The following is a 17961-nucleotide window of genomic DNA, read 5'->3' as shown; positions in this document are numbered from 1 at the left end:
CGCGCTGGTCGCCCTAGAGGACGGCCAGGGGAGACAAACGCCCCGGCATGGCCGCGATCAGCGTCTGGGTGTAGGGATGCTGCGGCGAGTCAAAGATGTCTTCGGTGGCACCCTGCTCCACCACCACACCGCGCTGCATGACCGCAATCCGGTCGCAGATCTGCGAGGCCACACGCAGGTCGTGCGTAATAAAGACCATCGACAGGCCGAACTGCTCACGCAGCTCACGCAGCAGCGTGAGAATCTGGGCCTGGATCGACACGTCCAGCGCTGAAACGGGTTCGTCGGCGATCAACAGCCTGGGCTTGAGCGCCAATGCCCGCGCGATGCCGATGCGCTGGCGCTGTCCGCCGGAGAACTCGTGGGGATAGCGGCTGAACGCACTGGTGGTCAACCCGACCAGCTCAAGCAGCTCGCGCGCGCGCCGCTCCGCGTCGGCCTGCGCCATGCCGTTGTTGATCATGCCCGAGCACAGGATCTCGCCCACCTGGCGGCGCGGGTTGAGCGAGGCATAGGGATCCTGGAAAACCATCTGAACCAGATGGCGGTGGGGCTTCATCGCGTGCACACCCAGGCCGGACGTGTCCTGCCCCGCGATCTCGATGCGGCCCGCGTCGGGCTCGATCAGCCGCATGATGCAGCGCCCCGCCGTCGACTTGCCCGATCCCGACTCGCCCACGATGCCCAGTGTTTCTCCTGGCTGCAGGTCCAGGTCCATGTCGTTGACGGCCACCACCTCGGTGGCACGCTTGAACAAGCCACCTCCCGTTCGATACAACTTGCGCATGCCCCGCACACGGAGCACCGGGGGCTCCCCGCGCGCGACTTCAGACAAGGAATGCTCGCGTCGGCGCGGCACCGCCGTGATCAACGCCTGCGTGTACCCGTGCTGCGGATTTCCAAGCACCTCGGACGCTGCGCCCCGCTCCACGATTTCACCGTGCCGCATGACCACCACCTTGTCGGCGATGTCGGCCACCACCCCAAAGTCGTGGGTGATGAACATCACCCCCATCTGGCGTTCGCGCTGGAGGGTGCGGATCAATTCGAGAATCTGCGCCTGCGTCGTGACGTCGAGCGCGGTGGTCGGCTCGTCGGCGATGAGCAGGTCGGGTTGCAGAGCCAGCGCAATGGCGATCACGACACGCTGACGTTGCCCGCCCGACATCCGGAACGGGTAACTGTCGTACGCCGCTTCCGGGTTGGGCAAGCGCACCGCCGCCAGCAGCTCGATCACCCTCTTTCGCACATCCTGCGTGTCATCCCGGTGGTAGCGGAACACCTCGGCGATCTGCTCGCCCACGGTCATCACGGGGTTCAACGCGGACAAGGGTTCCTGGAAGATCAGCGACATCCGATCGCCGCGCAGCGCCCTGCGCTCCTTCTCTGTCAGCGTGGCAAGGTTCACGCCCTTGAAAGACGCGGTGCCATTGACCAGCGGCAGTGTGGGCGGCAGCAGGCCCATGAGCATCTGCGCCGTCACCGACTTGCCCGATCCGGACTCGCCCACGACACACACGATCTCGTTGCGATCAACCGTCAGTGAAACGTCCCGCACCGCGAATTCGCGGTCGAGCCCCTTGGGCAGGGCAATCGAAAGGTTCTTGATTTCGATCAGCGTGTTGCTCATCGTGCGGCTCCATTCGAGAGTCGGGGGTTCCAGGCACGTCCCAGGCCTTCGCCGACGACGTTGATGATCAGGATCGTGGACACCAGCGCCACGCCCGGCAGCACGCTCATCCACCAGGCACCCCGGATCACCGTGCGCCCCGTGCCGATCATGTAGCCCCAGGTCATGAGGTTGGGGTCACCCAGCCCCAGGAAGCTGACGGCGGATTCCAGCAGGATCGAACTGGCCACCATCAGCGAAGACATCGCGACGATGGGCGACAGCGCGTTCGGCAGGATTTCCTTGAAGATGATCCAGCGGTTCGTGTGGCCCACGGCCACGGCGGCTTCCACGAACTCCCGTGAACGAAGCGACAGGAATTCGCTTCGCACCAGACGGGCCACGGGCGGCCAGCTCACGATCACGATGGCGAGAAAGATCGAGCCGATGCTGGGCCTGAAGATCGCCACCAGCACCACCACGAAGACGAAGTTGGGCAGCACCTGGAAGAACTCCGTGCTGCGCATGAGCACGTCGTCGATCCACTTGCCGTAGTAGCCCGCCACGGCGCCGAGCGCCAGGCCCAGGATCACGGTGGCGATCATGCACACCAGGCCGATGGTGAGCGAGATCCGCGTGCCGTGCACGATGCCCGAGAAGATGTCGCGCCCCAGTGTGTCGGTGCCCAACAGGTGGGCGCTGTCTTCGAAGGGCGGCAAGAACGGCGTGCCAACGATGTCCCACGGTTGGTGCGGCGCAATCCACGGCGCGATGAGGGCGACGACCGTGATCAGCACCAGCAGCACCAGGCCAACGACGGAGGTCTTTCTTTCGCAATAGCGTTGCCAGAGCTTCTTCATTTTTGAATGTCGATCCGCGGATCGATGATGGAGTAGACGACGTCGGCAATCAGGTTGAAGACAATGGTCATCACGCTGCAGAGGAAGAACACACCCAGCAAGGTGTTGTAGTCGCGCACCAGCAAGGAATCGAGCGCCAGCCGCCCGATGCCCGGCCAGGCGAAGACGGTCTCCACCAGGATGGAGCCACCAATCAGGTTGCCCGCCTGAATGCCCGCAAAGGTCACGATGGGCAAGAGCGAATTCCTCAGCACGTGCGCGGTGGTGATGCGCAGCGGCGGCAGTCCTTTGGCTCGCGCCAGCTTCACGAAGTCCTGGTTCTGCACCTCCAGCATCGAGGAGCGCGTGAGCCGCGCATAGACCGCGATGTAGTGAAGCGCGAGCGTCAGCGCGGGCAGCGTGAGGTAGGTGATGCGGTCCCAGACAAAGTCCCAGCCTTCCAGAGGCTGCACCGATCCGATGCCGAAGGCAGGGAGCCATTCGAGCCAACCCGCGAAGATCAGCACGAGCGCGAGACCGACCCAATACAAGGGCATGGCGTAGATCGTCATGCAGATCAGGCCGATGGTGGAGTCCTGCCAGCGGCCGACGGTGCGCGCGGCCACCGCGCCCATGAGCACGCCACCAACGATCGCCAGCAGGAAGCCGGTGCCGGTCAGCAGCAGCGTCGCGGGCAGGCGCGCCAGGATCAGATCGATCACCTCGGCCTTGTTGCGGTAGCTGTACCCCAGATCAAACTGAAGCACATCCTTGAGGTACGCCCAGAGTTGCGCCCACAAAGGTTGGTCCAGCTTGAACTCGGCGCGCAGCTGCGCCATGAACAGAGGATCGACCGAGCCCGATTCGCCAGCGATCACGAACGCCGGGTCACCGGGCGCCATCCGGATCAGAAGAAAGTTGAGTAGGGCGATCAGGACGATGAGAAACACCGCCTTGACGCATCGCTTGGCGATGTATTCGAAACGCTCCATCCTGATGGTGCTCCGCTCAAGTGTCCAGACGGACTCGGTTGAAACTGTCGTAGGTACCGATCGACCCGGTGATCACGTCCTTCACGCGGCGGTTGTGGAAGGTCGGCTCGAGCATCTCGATCAGCCAGACCACCGGTACCTCATCGAGCAGGATGTCCTGGACCTCGTCGTAGGCCTTCTTGCGGGCCGCGTCATCCACCGTGGCCGAGCCCTCGGCGAACAGCTCGTCCACGCGCTTGTTCTGGTAACCCATGGTGTTGGAGAACATGATCCCCTTCTGGATGTTCGAGGACACGTAGGAGCGCGACACACCCAGCGCCGGATCACCGAACTGCAGCAGGATGTTGAACGTGAGCTCGAAGTCCCAGTTGGAAACACGCTGCGCGAACGCGCCAGCGTCGGTGGACTCCATGACGATTTCGATGCCCACCCGACCCAGCGCCTGCTTGATGTACTCGGCCAGGCGCGCCCAGGGACCGCCGTACGGGGACTGCAGGAGCTTGAGCGTCACGCGCTTGCCGCCGGCGCCCCGCTTGAGGCCCATATCGTCCAGCAAGGCGTCCGCCTTCTTGAGATCGAGGTTGTACTTGCGCGCCTTGGCGTTGTGGTACCGGGTCGCACTCGTGAACGGGCCGACCGCGGGTTTGCCGACGCCGAACCAGATGCGTTTGACGATGAACTCGCGGTCGATCGCGTACATCAGCGCCTGACGGAAACGCTTGTCGTCCAGCGGCTTGACGCGGTGGTTGATCTCCAGCCAGCCCATGCGGCCGAAGAACTCTCCGCCCTTGTCCACACGCACCAGGTTCTTGTTGGACTGCAGGCGCGGGATATCGAAGAGCTCCAGGTCGAACGACGTGGCGATGTCCACCGCACCCGACTCCAGTGCCATGGTGCGCGCGGCCACGTCGGGAATGATCTTGAAGATGATCTCGTCGATCTTGGGCAGGCCCGCGGACCAGTAGGTCTCGTTACGAACGAGCTGGATGTGGCTGCCGCGCACCCACTCCTTGAACTTGAAGGGGCCGGTGCCCACGGGCGCCGCATTGGCCGGATTGGCGCGGAAGTCGGTGTTTTCGTAGATGTGCTTGGGCACCATGGGCGCGCTGCCCACCTGGAAGGCGCCCAGGAACGGCGCGAACACGCGCTTCATCTTGAAGACCACCGTGTGCTTGTCCGGAGCCAACCACTCTTCCACGTTGGAGAAGTTGTTGCGGGCACGGGAATGCACCTTGGGCAGGTAGTCGCGGGTCGTGAAGATCACGTCGGCCGAGGTAAAGGGTTTGCCGTCGTGCCAGAAGGCGTTTTCCTGCAGCTTGAATTCGTAGGTCAGCCCGTCGGGCGACACCTTCCAGCTCTTGGCCAGGCTGGGCAGCGGATTGAGGTCGAAGTCGTAGTTCAACAGGCCTTCGTAAATCTTGCCGCCCACCAGCTGCGTGGGCGCCTGTTGGCTCAGGCCCAGCATGACGACAGCGGGCTCGGGATGGCAGACCACGTTCAGCGTGCGCGCGCGTTGCTGGCCGTAGGCTGCTCCGGGGGGCAGTGCCATCAAGGCCGATGCGGTGCCGGCGGCCATCAGGAATTCGCGGCGGCTTTGTCCGGTCAAGGGTGCGTTCATCTCGTGCTCCAGTTCATGTCGATAGGGGGCGAAGTGGGGTCGATGGCAGCGCCATCGATGGCGAATCCTGTGCGCGGTCTTGCGCGGGCCATCCGGGTCGCCGCAGGCCGCTTTCGAACATGGCACACCTTGGGCGGTGCGCCATGTTCGGCACGCCGTTACCGGGTGGCCTTCGCGCGTGCCTGCGCGATGATTTCTTGAAGAATCAGGGTGACGTCCTGCTGGACCTTGGCGAAGTTCTCCGTCTTGCGGAAGGTCTTCGTGTCCATGAACAGCTTCTTGTTGATCTCCACCATGATGCTTTCGATGCCGTCTTGCGGCGCACCGTATCGCGCGTTGATCTCACCGCCGGAGTACGGCATGTTGATGGTGCAACTGTAGCCACGCTGCTCGATCAGTTTTTGAACCCACTCAATGAACTCGCGCGATGCGCTCGTGCCGTTGACGTCGCCCAGGCAGAAATCAGCGCGCTCCTGACCGGCGTCCGGGTGGGTCGGCGCACCCACGGCGGACATGCAATGGCAGCTGAGGTGGTAAGCAAAACCAAACTCGGCCTTGAGCGCCTCGAGGTTGCGTTTGAGTTCCGCGTGGTACGGACGGTGGTAGCCGTCGAGGCGCTCCATGACCTCGGCCACCGTGAGCTTGCGCTCGTGCACTGGTTCGCCATAGCGTGACTTCGCCTTCAACAAACCGAGGCCTGTTTTCGACCCATTTGGCTCCAGCGGCGTGGGCCACACGCCGTCAATGAGCTCGGCGTCGATGTCGGCCTCGTTGCGGTTGGCGTCGATCCAGAAACTGGGGAACTGCGCGTAGAGCAGCGGGGCGCCCAGGCCTGGCGCAGCGCTCCAGAGTTGATCCACGTACATGGACACGTTGTCATGAAGCGTGGTGAAGGGAACCATGGAACGGAACGCCTCAGGGTATTCGCGGCCGCTGCGTGAGACGTCGACAAAGACGGGCGCGCGCTTACCAGTTGGCTCGAACCGCCGGAACAGACCAGCCTCGTGAAAGATGCTCATGACGAAAACTCCAGTAGATGAATGGACAACGGCTCCAACGCCTGCCAACGCCATCACAAGGCGTGAAAGACCTCGCCGTTATCGAAATTATATGGATATTTTCGAAAATATTCACAAATACTTGTGGCGAGCTCCTGCATTTCAGTTTTGCACCTGCTCGGATTTTTTGTGCCATCATTTGGTGCAATGCCCTTGGGAAAATGCCCTCAAACGATGCCGAAATGTCAGGTCATGACAGATTTTTTCGAAAATAATGGAAAATCCGATATTCAAACCACAGGCTTTGAGATAAGCGCTGCAGAAGCCGAGGAAGGCGCCGGGAGGGGCCCATGTCAAGGCCAGCCGCACAGGCACCAGCGGGTGGCTAAGCATGGCGTCCTCGTCCGAATTCCCCCTATGCTCAGCGACCCATTTCTTGTGCCCCTACCACGCCATGCCGAGCCATCGACCACACTTCACCGCCGGGCAATCCAGATGAGCAGAGACACGCTTTTCGTCTCGCACGACAACGGGATGCCGTTGCGCCTCACCAAGAGCGGCTCACCCAGCGTCGTGGACATTGTTTCCACTCAGCTGCGGGACGCCATCCTGCGGGGGGTGTATGCACAAGACAGCCAACTCAACCAGGACGAGATCGCCACTTGGGTGGGTGCAAGTCGCGTGCCGGTGCGCGAAGCGCTCAAGCGGCTTGAAGCCGAGGGTCTGGTCACACAGCGCCCTCGCCGGGGCTACATCGTCACGCCTCTGAACATCGACGATATCGAAGATGCCTTCTTCCTGAGGGCCGCCATTGAAGAGCGCGCGGGTTACCTGGCCGCACAGAACCGTCAGCAGGCGGACATCAAAGAGCTTGAGCAGATCGTTCTCGCCGGCGAATCGATCGACAAGGAGGGACAGCCCTTCGACCCCGACCGGTCTGCCGGCGTCAACAACCGCTTTCACGACACGCTGTTCAGATGCAGCGGCCGGCCCTACCTGATCCGCTTCATGACCGTGCAGCGCAACCTGATCGCGATGTACGTTCGCATCGGTGGCATGGTGGCCCGAGATGCTACGAGGACTAAGCGGGAACACCGGCGGATTTTCGAGGCGTTCCGCGACGGGAATGCCGAACTTACGGCCGCCGAATGCCGGTGCCACGTTGAGCACAGTGCCAAGCTGCTGATAGACGAGCTCAAAAGGCGTCGCGAAACTTGAACTCAGATGACGGCTTTTACTAACTTCAGCTTGGTACGGCTAGCGGGGGTGGTGACTTTTCGAGATCTTTCTGCAGGCCCATCAGCTCAAGTGCGTGATGCTGGAGCTGTCGCCTTTCATGAGCCTACTGACCATCGTCGTCACCTCCGACGTGATCGCCACAGTGCCTCCCGAACCGGCCAAATTCTGCGATGCGCACGGCACCATCCGCGCGGTGGAATCACCCTCGAAAGCCGCCGAGGTGGAGTTGCACCAGCGCTAGCATCAGCGGCAGCGCTCAGCGGCCGGTGGTATCAGCGGTGCGCCAGCGCTTCGAGGATGCGCGTAGCCGTGGCCTGGACAGCGTCGAAGCCGTCGGTCTTCCTGAACGTAGCCGTGTCCATGAAGCGGCGCTTGTTGATCTCGACCTGCAGGCTTTCGATGCCGTCCTGCGGCGCGCCACTGCGCCGCACAATCTCGCCGCCGAGATACGGGTCATTGAACGTGACAGAGAAGCCGGCTTGCCGGATGATCCCGCCGACCAATTCCATGGTCTGCTGCGAACAGGTCTCACCGTTGCGATTGCTCAGGCAGAAGTCGGCGCGCGGTTGACCCGCATCGGCGTGCGTGGGAGCTCCAATGTGCGACATGCAGTGGGCACTTAAGTGGTAGACCGTGCCGAAGCTTTCGCGATGGCGTGCGAGCAGCGACTTGAGTGCGGCATGGTAGGGGTGGTAGTAGCGGTCCATACGAGCCATGACTTCGGCCACCGTGAGCTTGCGTTCGTGTACGGGCTCGCCATAGCGTGACTTGGACTTGAGCAGGCCAAGCCCGGTCTTCGAGCGTGTGGGCTGCAACGGCACAGGCCATTCGCCCTCGATCAGATCGGCGTCGAGGTCCAGCTCGTGCCGGTTGACGTCGATCCAAAAGTTGGGAAACGTGGCGTACAGCAAGGTGCCGCCCACCTTGGGTGTGGCGCTCCAAATCTCGTCCACGTACATCGACACGTTGTCGTGCAAAGTCGAGAACGGCATCTGGGTGCGGAACTCTTCCGGATACTCGCGGCCGCTGCGCGAGACGTCGACGACAACTGGTGCCGGGCTGACGACGGGATCGAAGCGCTGGAACACCCCGCGTTCAAGGTAAATGCTCATCTGGATTTTCTGTCTCGTTATCGGCGGGCGTGGTGTGAGCGGTCGTGGCGGCCACAGTCGTCTGCCGTCACTCGGCTTGGATGTTGCCTTTTTCCACCGCGGTCCTGAACTTTTGGATATCGCGCACCATTAGTTCCCGGAACTGGTCGCCGAAGAGAGGCTGCACTTGGCCACCGTCGGCCTGGTAGACGCGCAGCAGCTCGGGGTCCTTCAGCGCCTGCTGGGTAGCCAGCGTGAGTTTATCAACAATGGTCTTCGGCGTACCGGCCGGTGCCACCACGCCATACCAGAGCGTCAGGTCGATGTCGATACCCACCTCCTTGAATGTCGGCACATTGGGCAGCTCTTTGGCACGCTCATTGCCAGAGATGGCCAGCAAGCGCATCTTGCCGCTCTTGATTTGTGACATAAGCGGAACGTAGGGGTTCATGAAGCTGTCGACCAAGCCGCCTAGCAGTTCGTTCATGGCCGGCCCCGTGCCCTTGTATGGCACATGAAGGATGTCGACGCCAGCCTGTTGCTTGACCATCTCGGCCACGATGTGTGAGGCGCCGCCCGTACCCACCGACGCATAGGTCATCTTTCCTTGCTTTGCTTTTTGCAGATAGTCCTGGATGGAGGTGTATGGCGAGTCGCCTCGCACCACGAGCCCATATGGCGAATCCACCAGTTTGGCGATGGGAATGAAGTCGTCAGGCACCCTGTACGGCAGGTCGGACCTCACTGCAGGCGCAGCTGAGAAGCTGCCGCTCAGTACCAGCAGCAGCGTGTAGCCGTCTGGCTTGGCCTTGGCTACCATGTTGCCAGCGATGGTGCCGCCGGCGCCGGCGCGATTTTCGACGATCACCGACCTGCCGAGCACCTTTCCCAGCGAGTTGGCCAGCGCGCGGCCATAGGTATCACCTCCACCGCCGGGCGGAAAGCCGACGACCAGCTTGATCACCTGCTCAGGATAAGCGGCCTGCGAGGCCATGGGTAGTAACGCCGCGCCACAGGCGGCCAGCAGGAGGAAGCGGCGCAAGACGCGCGACGCGAAGGCAAGGCTCGTGAATTTCATGGGGCACTCCGACAAGTGTGGACTGAGGGGCGTTGAAGATGGGGCAGCCGGGCGATTTCAGGACAGGCATCAGATGAAGCGATTGGCTATCGTCCCGATCCCGTCAACTTCGATGCGCACCACGTCACCTGCGCGCAGGAAGACAGGTGGAGTCATGCCTTGGCCGACACCGGCCGGTGTGCCAGTGGCGATAACGTCGCCGGGGTAGAGCGTGATGCCGGTGGAGATGGTCTCAATCAGGTGCGGGATGTCGAAGATCAGGTCGTTGACCCGTCCGTCCTGCCGCAGCTCATCGTTGACCCAGCACTTCACGCCGCTGGTCTGGATGTCGAGCGCATCGGCGGTGACGATCCACGGGCCCATGGGGCAGAAGGTGTCGAACGACTTGCCCATGTCCCATTGCTGGTGGCGCAGCTGCACGTCGCGTGCGGTCACATCGTTGACGACCGTGTAGCCGTACACGTGATCCATGGCATTGGTGCGTGTGATGTTCTTGCCACCCTTGCCGATCACGACGGCAATCTCTGCCTCGTAGTCCACGGCCGCCGTGACTTCCGCGGCTAAGCCCACGTCATCGTGCGGGCCCACCACGCATTCGGGCGCCTTGGTGAATACGATGGGCCATGACGCCACATCCTTGCTGTTGTCCTTGAAGACCGTGGCGGCGAGTTCCTGTGCATGCGCGCGGTAGTTGCGTCCCACGCACCAAATATTGCGGCGAGGCCGGCGAATGGGCGCCAGCAGCTTCACCTGCTGCAGCGCGAGGACAGCGCCTGCTGGCGCAGCCGGCGTGGCCGACTCGATGAACTCGACCAGGTCGCCGCGTTCGTCGGCGGCGCAGAGGGGCGCTAACGACTGGCCGTCATCGCTCACGGCGCCCAGCCATTCGCGGCCTTCGAAGGAATAGCGTGCAACTTTCAAATTCGTACCTCGTTCGTCAAACCAATGAACGAAGCATACGAGAATATTTTCGAAAAGTAAATAATTTTTCGAAAAAATTTACTCGACCGATGATCTGCCTGCACGTTCTGCTTGATCTTGAGGCAGGCTTTTCTTCTCTTGGCGCTATGGCCCAGCGAGCTATGTGTGCTGGGGCCTACAATATGGGCATCATTTTCGAAAACATGAACGATATTGCCGCACCGTCAGAGACATCCGCCGCGTCGGCCGCCGGCGACACGCTGACCACCCAAGTCTACGAACGCATGCGCGACGACATCATCCTGGCCAAGCTGTCCCCGGGCCAGAAGCTCACGATGGAGCTGCTCAAGGAGACCTACGACGTTGGCATGACGCCACTCCGCGAGGCGCTCTACCAGCTGTCGTCATCCATGCTGGTCACGGTGGAGAACCGCAGGGGATTTCGGGTGGCACCAGTGTCCCCGGTGCACCTGGCCGAGGTCATTCGCGCGCGCGAGGAGGTCGAGACCATCCTGTTGCGCATCGCGTTTGAGAATGCCGACGTGGCCTGGGAAACTCGCATCGTCGCCGCCTATCACACGCTGATGCGAGCTAGCGGCGCCAAACCCAATCACGGGCCCTACAGCTCGGGCTGGGAGGCCGCGCACAGCAGCTTCCACTTCGCGCTGCTCTCAGCCGCGCGCCAGCCCATGCTGGAGGAATTCCATCGCTCGTTATGGGACCACTGTGCGCGTTACCGCAACCTGGCGTATCCAGGGCGGGTGCCCGTCAGCACTGTGTTTGATGGCCACCAGCAACTCATGGATGCGGCAATCGCGCGCGATGCCGAACTGGGCTGCATGCTGCTGCGGCGACACATCAACCTGGCAACCTCGCACATCACGGGTGCGATGTTTCCCGCAGTCGCAGCGCCAGCCATCAAGCCCGCCTGAGCGGCGGCGCAGAGGGGCGCTCTACGTGCTGGGCCGCATGTCGGCGGCCGCTGAGCCGTTCGGCGTTTTGGCCTGCTCCAGCTTCTCCATGATCTCGCCCATGGGGCGTGCTCGTCTCCACGGATTTTCGTTTGTCCGAGCTCATTGCCAAACACCAGCTCGCCTTGATGCCCTACCGCCTCCTCTCGCTGAGCCACATCCCGGTAGTCCGCGTCAGCGAACGCGTAGCTCTCTCTGCCATGCAAGGGGCCAAGCTCCTCTCCTTATTTCATACCGCTTACTAGCTATGGGGCGGGATGTTTTTGCTGACTTCCCCAAGCAAGTTTCACCAGCAACGGTATTAAACAGGCGCCCCGCCGCAGATTCCTCCGAGATGTAGGGGAACGCCCTGTATCAAACATTAAAGCAGGCAATAGACCCATCATGCGTCCTACACCATCCAGTCCATCGCACGGTAAGTGGCAGGCGGCTGTACCCTCCTCCCTTTCTGATACATCGTGTTCCTGATCCACCAGCCTTTTCGCAGGTGCGCGGTCGATCACATATTCGACCAGCAACAGGCAGACGGCTCAGTCAGCCGCATTCACGACTGAATACTCACAGTGGATAGCGGGCCCTCTCTGGTCCGCAATAGGGCTCACAGACCGCAACCTCGTAGGGTCTGCGGTCGCCCTGCTGGGTGAGCAAGACACACTCACCGAGCGGGAAATCTTACGGTTCTTCGCTCGAGCGAAAAACAGACGCCGAGGCTTGGCGCCGCCCAATTTGAAGCTAAGTCCAACCGATGTGGTCGCGCTTGGACAACTTGCGCACACGCGGCGGCTCGGGGCCCTTGAACTGAATCCTAGTAAAGAGCCGCAACTGCGTAACGCGCGTGTATCGGGGTTTACCAGAACATAGAAATGCTTGCCGTGCTGCTACATTGATGTTTGATCAAACATCAATGTAGCAGCTATGAAAAAGGTCATCGTCACTTGCGCCGTTACTGGTGCGATCCACACACCCTCCATGTCTCCGCATCTGCCTGTGACCCCAGCGCAGATCATTAAGGCGGCGGTAGAAGCTGCTGAGGCTGGCGCGTCAATCATCCATTTGCACGCGCGTGACGAGGCAACCGGAAAGCCGGATCAAAGTCCCGAGGCCTTTGCACGTCTTCTTCCGCAGATCAAGGCCCGCACCGATGCGGTGCTCAATCTGACAAGCGGCGGCTCTCCGTTCATGGGCATCGAAGAAAGGATTCAGCCTGCGTTGTCGTTCGCCCCAGAAGTCGCATCTTTGAACATGGGGTCTTTCAACTTTGGGCTATTCCCGATGTTGAAGCGCTTCACGGAGTTCAAGCATGAATGGGAGCGCACCGCACTGGAGAACAGTCGAGACCTGATTTTCCGAAACACGTTCAAGGACATCGAGTACGCACTTTCCATCTGCGCCACAAAAGGGATCCGATTCGAATTCGAGTGTTATGACATCGGCCACCTGTACAACTTGGCCCATTTCGCCGAACGCGGCTTGGTCAAACCGCCCTTTTTTGTCCAGTCGGTATTCGGAATTCTTGGTGGCATCGGTACCCATCCTGAGGACGTTTCCCACATGCGAAGGACTGCCGATCGTCTTTTTGGAAAGGACTATCAATGGTCTGTTCTGGGGGCGGGCAGGCACCAGATCCCAATTGCAGCGATGTCCGCAAGCATGGGAGGAAACGTGCGAGTCGGCCTGGAAGACAGCTTGTGGCTCAAGAAGGGGACTTTGGCGCAAAGCAACGCACAACAGGTACACGTGATCCGCCGAATCATCGAAGACCTTGGGCTGGAAGTTGCCAGCCCGTCAGAAGCTAGAGAAATGTTGGCACTCAAGGGTGTAAACAACGTGAATTTTTGACCAGAACCCATCCACACAGAGGAAGACAAATGAGCAACATCATTACGCTGAGCGCAAAAACCCGTTTCAACATCAAAAGCGCCGCCTGCGCCATCACTTTTTGCATTTCATCCCAGAGTGTTCTGGCCAACGACTTTCCGCAGCGGCCGATCAAAATGATTGTTCCCTTTGGGGCGGGGACCACGACGGACATCGTTGCACGCACTGTGGCTGATGCGATGGGAAAACAACTGAATCAAGCGCTGATCGTTGAAAACCGTGCGGGCGCGGGCGGCGCGATTGGCAGCTCGGCTGTCGCGAAGTCGACGCCGGACGGGTACACCTTGCTGATGGGCACTTCGAGCACGCACGGTTCGAACCCAACGCTGTACAAGAACTTGCCCTACGACGTCATGAAGGACTTTGTCCCGGTTCTGTTCGTGGGTTCGACCCCGAACCTGTTGGTCGTCGCGACGAGCTCCTCGCTGAAGTCCTTGGGCGACCTGAAGGCGGCCGCTGCCAAATCACCTGGCCTTACATTTGCCTCTGCCGGAACGGGGACGACCGGACACCTAGCCGGAGAACTCCTCAAAACAAAGATCAGTGGAAGCATCACGCACGTCCCCTACAAAGAAGGCGCACAGGCTGTGACAGACGTTATCAGCGGCCAGACCAACTTCATGTTCTACCACCCCGCCGCCGTGATGCCCCACATCAAGGCCGGAAGACTTCGAGCACTTGGGAGTTCGGGTGCTGAAACGAATGTGGCAGCACCGGATGTGACACCCATCGCCCAGCAAGGCTACCCCGATTTCGATCTTGTGTCATGGTTCATGGTGTATGCCCCATCTGCAACACCTTCCTCTGTCCTGGCGAAACTACGTTCTGCGGCCACTGCTTCACTGAGGGCCCCGGATGTCATTGAGAGGTTCTCTGTGCAGGGAATCGGGGTCGGCTCTATGTCGGGCGAAGAAATGGTCAACTTCAACCGAGCTGAGCTGGCCAAGTGGGGATCACTTGTGCAAAAGTCCGGTGCCACCGTCGATTGAGAGATCACAACAATGCCATTGATGAAGCTTGTTCCTCCTGACATTTCAGAACCACCCGAGATCGTCGCTGCGATCAGAAAGCGCCGCGAAGGAACTCTGTTCAACCTGGATCTGCTCCTGCTCAACAGCCCGGAGTTGGCGGCGGGGTGGAATGTCTTCCTGGGTGCGGTGAGGCAACGCCTATCTCTTCCCCCCAAGATTCGGGAGCTGGCGATCTGCGCTGTTGCCATACTGAACAAGGCCGAGTACGAACGCATCCACCATGTCCCCGTGCTCCTTGCTGCAGGCGGCACGCAAGCGCAGGTAGATTCTCTTAGCGATGTCGCAGCCGCCGCATGCAACGAGGGCCTCTTCAACCCGGCTGAGCGCGCAGCATTGCAGTTTTCGTATGAGATGACCCGCAATGTCGAGGTTCAGCCATCCACACTTAAAGCAGTCAGGGCGGCACTTGCAGATGAGCAAATGCTTGTCGAATTGGCTGCGGTCATAGCGGCATACAACATGGTCTCCCGAATGATCGTGGTATCGGACCTCCCGATAGAATCTGACATCCACCCGTCATCCGAGTCCTGATCATTCAACCGCTGTCAAACCTCAAGCCCGTTGAAAACGTTACCCTGCGTGATCAGGTAACGCAATCAATTCGTGCCGCGCTCATGACGGGTCACTTCCAACCTGGCCAGTCGGTGACGGTCAAGTCCATCTCTACGATATTGGGCGCGAGCATCATGCCCACGAGAGAAGCGATGAATCGCTTGATCGCAGAGGGGGCCCTTGAGCTGCGTCCCAATCGAACTGTGGTCGTTCCGGTTCTGTCTGCCAGGGAGTTTGACGAAGTTACGGACCTACGCTGCCATGTCGAGGGCCTTGCAGCAGAGCAATCCGTCGACTACGTTAGGCCCGAGCATATTGAAGAGCTCAAAGCTTTTGACGCCATGATGCGGGAGGCAGCGAAGAGCGGTGACATCGATGCCTACGTGACCAACAACTTTCAGTTTCACTTCGTCATGTACAAACTGGGGGCGACACCGTTTGTGCTCTCGATCATAGAAAGCTTGTGGGTGCGCATCGGCCCGCTAATTCGTATGAGCATCAATGAGACTGGGTTCGACGACTCTGCGAAGGTGCATGCCGAAATGATTAGCGCACTTGAAACAGGCCGGAAGATCGAGTTGCGCCAAGCCATTGTGCTGGACATTTGTGGCGCGGCTCGCGCCGTGCGGCCGGCGCAACCCGACCTGGCAAGAACTGCTCCGCCTCGTAGTCGTGAGGCACGCTGACCGGCGGGGCAGAGGCCCGCTTAACCATTCAGAGGAAAACGCCCCCTGAACGACTGCCTGACACGGCAGCTGTTGAATTCCACTGATCTCTGACCCGAGGGGTCAGCTTTCAATGGAAGACAACAGACGAATTTTCTGGTGCTCAATCCGTCGATGTTGTTAGGCCAAGAGGCCTTTGAGAGAGATGTCGAAAAGTGGCTGGGTCACTACCGGACCGTGGCTGGCAACGTTGGACGCCACCCCGGCCAGAGGCAAACGCAGTACGAAAGAAGAGCGACTGACGCGCGGCATCCCGCTCGGAGCCAACCTTCACAGCCAGCTCCAGGCGCTCGCACATCCTCATTCGCTACCTTTTCCTACGTTGAAAGCGGGGAGCTCTGACTAGCTTGTATGTGAAGGAGGGTCGTAGCAGCGACGTAGTGACTGCCATGGTGTCGATTGCTCATCCACTTCTGCGCATGAAGTACATCATGCCTCCTGTGGACCGGCAAGGTGGTCCACCAGCAGTTTTGCAGCCGCCGACAACTGGCCCGCATCTCGGAAGCACAGCACAAAGTGTCGCACAGCCCACTCGTCTTTCAGGGCAATGAACGCCAATTCCGTGTCAAGCCTGGAAGTGTCGAAAACTTCCTTTGGCACAACCGACATCGCGAGCCCAGTTCGCGTGACTCGAAGTGCGGCCTCAAAGTTGGACACCATCACGCGCGTCTTGTACTCCCGGCCGGCCGCAGCTGCGCTGCGCTCAAGCAGTGCCTGCATCGCGCTCGTCGTAGGCATGCAGACATGTTCCCAGTCCAAAGAGTCTTTGAACTCTGCGCGCTTCCTTTTCGCAAGGGGGTGACTCTTGTGAACCACAAGTCCGAGATGGTCACGTCTGTACATTGTGCTCTGCAAACCAAAAAGGTCCGTTTTGTCCCAGCAGATGCCTACTGACGCGAGTCCATCACGGACTCCACGTACCACCTCAGGGCTGAACCGCTCCTCCACCTCCACCCGGATGTCCGCGTGCTCTGGGACTTCCATGAAATTCACAACGTCATCCGCCAGCCATTCAGCCATCACCGAAGCTGTGGCCAGTAAGCGCACCTGGCCGCGAACTCCTGATGCGTAAGCGGCCATCGCTTGCTCAGCCCTTTGTGCCTGTGCAAGCATGGAGCGGGCATATTCAAGGAAAGTCTCGCCGGCGGGCGTAGGGGCCACGCCGTGTCGCAGCCGGACGAGCAACGCGACCCCGACCTGCTGCTCCAGGTTGGCCATGCGTTTGCTGACTGCGGAACCAACCATGTGCTGTCGCTCTGCAGCATGAGCAATGTTGCGCGCCTCCACAACGCTCACGAACAGGCGAAGGCTCATCAAATCAATCTGGTGTATTGCCATACGCGATTAGATATTCCATACGGGAACACCTGAGCAGAAATAATAGCGCTTCTGAATCAGCTTTGGAACTTCTAGACTCCCGTCACGCCTAGCATTGGCAGGAGACAACAGTGATCAGTTCCACCGTACAGGTTCGTGAAGTTGGGCTTCGCGACGGACTTCAGAGCATCCCACGCATGCGTCTTTCCACCGAGCAGAAGCTTGAGTGGATAGGCGAAGCGTATGACGCAGGACAACGGGAGATGGAAGTCGGCTCGCTTGTGCCGGCCAAGTACCTTCCTCAGCTGGCAGACACTGCCGAGCTCGTCGCTCACGCCAAGAAATTCCCGCAAGTGGTCGTGTCGGTGCTTGTACCCAACTTCAAGGGCGCCGAACGCGCGCTCGAGACTGAGGCAGATGTAATAGTCATGCCACTGTCAGCCAGCCACGCTCACAGTTTGGCGAACCTTCGGAAAACCCCGGATGAGGTCGTCGCGGAAGTTGCACGCATTCGTGCGCTGAGAGACTCCACCGGCTCAAAGATGGTCATCGAGGGTGGCGTCGGCACCGCATTCGGTTGCACGCTTCAGGGTGAAGTTCCCGAAAGTGAAGTTCTTCGTTTGATGTCCGCATTGCTTGACGCAGGAGCTGACCGCGTCAGCCTGGCAGACACGGTGGGCTACGCCGACCCGGCGATGGTCAAGCGTCTCTTCGAGAAAGCATTGGCGCTCGTAGGTGACCGTCTGTGCTGCGCTCACTTCCATGACACCCGAGGCCTGGGCATGGCGAATGTCTTTGCCGCATACGAGGTGGGCATGAGGCGATTTGATGCGTGTCTGGCCGGCATTGGAGGTTGCCCCCATGCGCCCGGCGCAACAGGCAATGTCGCAACCGAGGACGCAGTCTACCTCTTCAAGAGCATCGGCGTTGACACAGGCCAAGACCTTGACCGCATCTTGCGGCTGCGCAAGAAGGTTGCCGCTTGGTTGGATGGCGAACTGCTCGGTGGCGCAATTGCCAAGGCTGGCCTTCCCAAGACCATGGTTTCCAACGAGCTCTCTACCTCCAGCTGCGCGTGAGCGGTCACCAGTCATTCCTAAGT

General features: G+C 60.3%; 17 protein-coding genes. 8 read left to right on the top strand and 9 right to left on the bottom strand.

What is annotated here, in order from left to right; translation table 11 throughout:
* Positions 1-13 precede the first annotated feature (13 nt).
* The 5 genes from AC1Q9M_RS19500 to AC1Q9M_RS19480 all read right to left on the bottom strand — a co-directional run bounded on the left by AC1Q9M_RS19500 (position 14) and on the right by AC1Q9M_RS19480 (position 6077).
* Complete coding sequence (locus AC1Q9M_RS19500; RefSeq protein WP_492435285.1) at positions 14-1630, bottom strand: ABC transporter ATP-binding protein; 1617 nt, start codon at positions 1628-1630, stop codon at positions 14-16.
* Positions 1627-2469 carry an ABC transporter permease gene (locus AC1Q9M_RS19495; protein WP_492435283.1) on the bottom strand — a complete coding sequence of 281 codons (843 nt, stop codon included), beginning with the start codon at positions 2467-2469 and terminating at the stop codon, positions 1627-1629. The genes AC1Q9M_RS19500 and AC1Q9M_RS19495 overlap by 4 nt, the downstream gene beginning before the upstream one ends.
* Positions 2466-3440, bottom strand: a complete 975-nt coding sequence (locus AC1Q9M_RS19490; RefSeq protein ID WP_492435282.1) for an ABC transporter permease — start codon at positions 3438-3440, stop codon at positions 2466-2468. The genes AC1Q9M_RS19495 and AC1Q9M_RS19490 overlap by 4 nt, the downstream gene beginning before the upstream one ends.
* Positions 3441-3456: 16 nt before the next feature.
* Positions 3457-5058, bottom strand: coding sequence for an ABC transporter substrate-binding protein (locus AC1Q9M_RS19485; protein WP_492435280.1), 1602 nt, complete (start codon positions 5056-5058; stop codon positions 3457-3459).
* A 158-nt stretch (positions 5059-5216) separates the two neighbouring features.
* A complete protein-coding gene (locus AC1Q9M_RS19480) occupies positions 5217-6077 on the bottom strand; it encodes an N-formylglutamate amidohydrolase (protein WP_492435278.1) in 861 nt (286 codons plus the stop codon).
* A 474-nt stretch (positions 6078-6551) separates the two neighbouring features.
* Between AC1Q9M_RS19480 and AC1Q9M_RS19475 the strand changes: the two genes are divergently transcribed.
* Both AC1Q9M_RS19475 and AC1Q9M_RS19470 read left to right on the top strand, forming a co-directional pair.
* Positions 6552-7274 carry a GntR family transcriptional regulator gene (locus AC1Q9M_RS19475; protein WP_492435276.1) on the top strand — a complete coding sequence of 241 codons (723 nt, stop codon included), beginning with the start codon at positions 6552-6554 and terminating at the stop codon, positions 7272-7274.
* Between the two features lie 118 nt (positions 7275-7392).
* Positions 7393-7536 (top strand): hypothetical protein, encoded by a 144-nt coding sequence (locus AC1Q9M_RS19470; RefSeq protein ID WP_492435274.1) that lies wholly within the window; start codon positions 7393-7395, stop codon positions 7534-7536.
* A 31-nt stretch (positions 7537-7567) separates the two neighbouring features.
* Here AC1Q9M_RS19470 and AC1Q9M_RS19465 read toward each other — a convergent pair whose 3' ends face one another.
* The 3 genes from AC1Q9M_RS19465 to AC1Q9M_RS19455 form a co-directional block, all read right to left on the bottom strand.
* Positions 7568-8407: an N-formylglutamate amidohydrolase gene (locus AC1Q9M_RS19465; RefSeq protein ID WP_492435272.1), complete on the bottom strand. Its 840-nt coding sequence runs from the start codon at positions 8405-8407 to the stop codon at positions 7568-7570.
* Positions 8408-8474: 67 nt separating this feature from the next.
* A complete protein-coding gene (locus AC1Q9M_RS19460) occupies positions 8475-9464 on the bottom strand; it encodes a Bug family tripartite tricarboxylate transporter substrate binding protein (protein ID WP_492435271.1) in 990 nt (329 codons plus the stop codon).
* A gap of 69 nt (positions 9465-9533) precedes the next feature.
* Positions 9534-10268 carry a fumarylacetoacetate hydrolase family protein gene (locus tag AC1Q9M_RS19455; RefSeq protein WP_492435418.1) on the bottom strand — a complete coding sequence of 245 codons (735 nt, stop codon included), beginning with the start codon at positions 10266-10268 and terminating at the stop codon, positions 9534-9536.
* Between the two features lie 299 nt (positions 10269-10567).
* Here AC1Q9M_RS19455 and AC1Q9M_RS19450 point away from each other — a divergent pair, with 299 nt between their 5' ends.
* The 5 genes from AC1Q9M_RS19450 to AC1Q9M_RS19430 all read left to right on the top strand — a co-directional run bounded on the left by AC1Q9M_RS19450 (position 10568) and on the right by AC1Q9M_RS19430 (position 15503).
* Positions 10568-11317: a GntR family transcriptional regulator gene (locus AC1Q9M_RS19450; protein WP_492435269.1), complete on the top strand. Its 750-nt coding sequence runs from the start codon at positions 10568-10570 to the stop codon at positions 11315-11317.
* A 954-nt stretch (positions 11318-12271) separates the two neighbouring features.
* The gene (kce, locus tag AC1Q9M_RS19445; RefSeq protein WP_492435267.1) at positions 12272-13195 is read left to right on the top strand and encodes a 3,5-dioxohexanoate:acetyl-CoA acetone transferase; all 924 of its coding nucleotides are present in this window, start codon (positions 12272-12274) and stop codon (positions 13193-13195) included.
* Positions 13196-13224: 29 nt separating this feature from the next.
* Positions 13225-14223, top strand: a complete 999-nt coding sequence (locus AC1Q9M_RS19440; RefSeq protein ID WP_492435265.1) for a Bug family tripartite tricarboxylate transporter substrate binding protein — start codon at positions 13225-13227, stop codon at positions 14221-14223.
* Positions 14224-14244: 21 nt separating this feature from the next.
* A complete protein-coding gene (locus AC1Q9M_RS19435; RefSeq protein WP_492435263.1) occupies positions 14245-14796 on the top strand; it encodes a carboxymuconolactone decarboxylase family protein in 552 nt (183 codons plus the stop codon).
* A complete protein-coding gene (locus tag AC1Q9M_RS19430; protein WP_492435416.1) occupies positions 14784-15503 on the top strand; it encodes a GntR family transcriptional regulator in 720 nt (239 codons plus the stop codon). Before AC1Q9M_RS19435 ends, AC1Q9M_RS19430 begins: the two co-directional genes overlap by 13 nt.
* A gap of 468 nt (positions 15504-15971) precedes the next feature.
* Here the strand turns inward: AC1Q9M_RS19430 and AC1Q9M_RS19425 are convergent, their stop codons facing one another.
* Positions 15972-16856, bottom strand: a complete 885-nt coding sequence (locus AC1Q9M_RS19425; protein WP_492435261.1) for a LysR family transcriptional regulator — start codon at positions 16854-16856, stop codon at positions 15972-15974.
* Positions 16857-16990: 134 nt separating this feature from the next.
* On the opposite strand from AC1Q9M_RS19425, the gene AC1Q9M_RS19420 reads away from it, so the two are divergent.
* Positions 16991-17938: a hydroxymethylglutaryl-CoA lyase gene (locus tag AC1Q9M_RS19420; RefSeq protein WP_492435259.1), complete on the top strand. Its 948-nt coding sequence runs from the start codon at positions 16991-16993 to the stop codon at positions 17936-17938.
* Positions 17939-17961 lie beyond the last annotated feature (23 nt).

It is taken from the genome of Hydrogenophaga sp. GW823-FHT04C09, from assembly GCF_058796355.1.
This window is presented reverse-complemented; position numbering and strand designations above follow the sequence as displayed.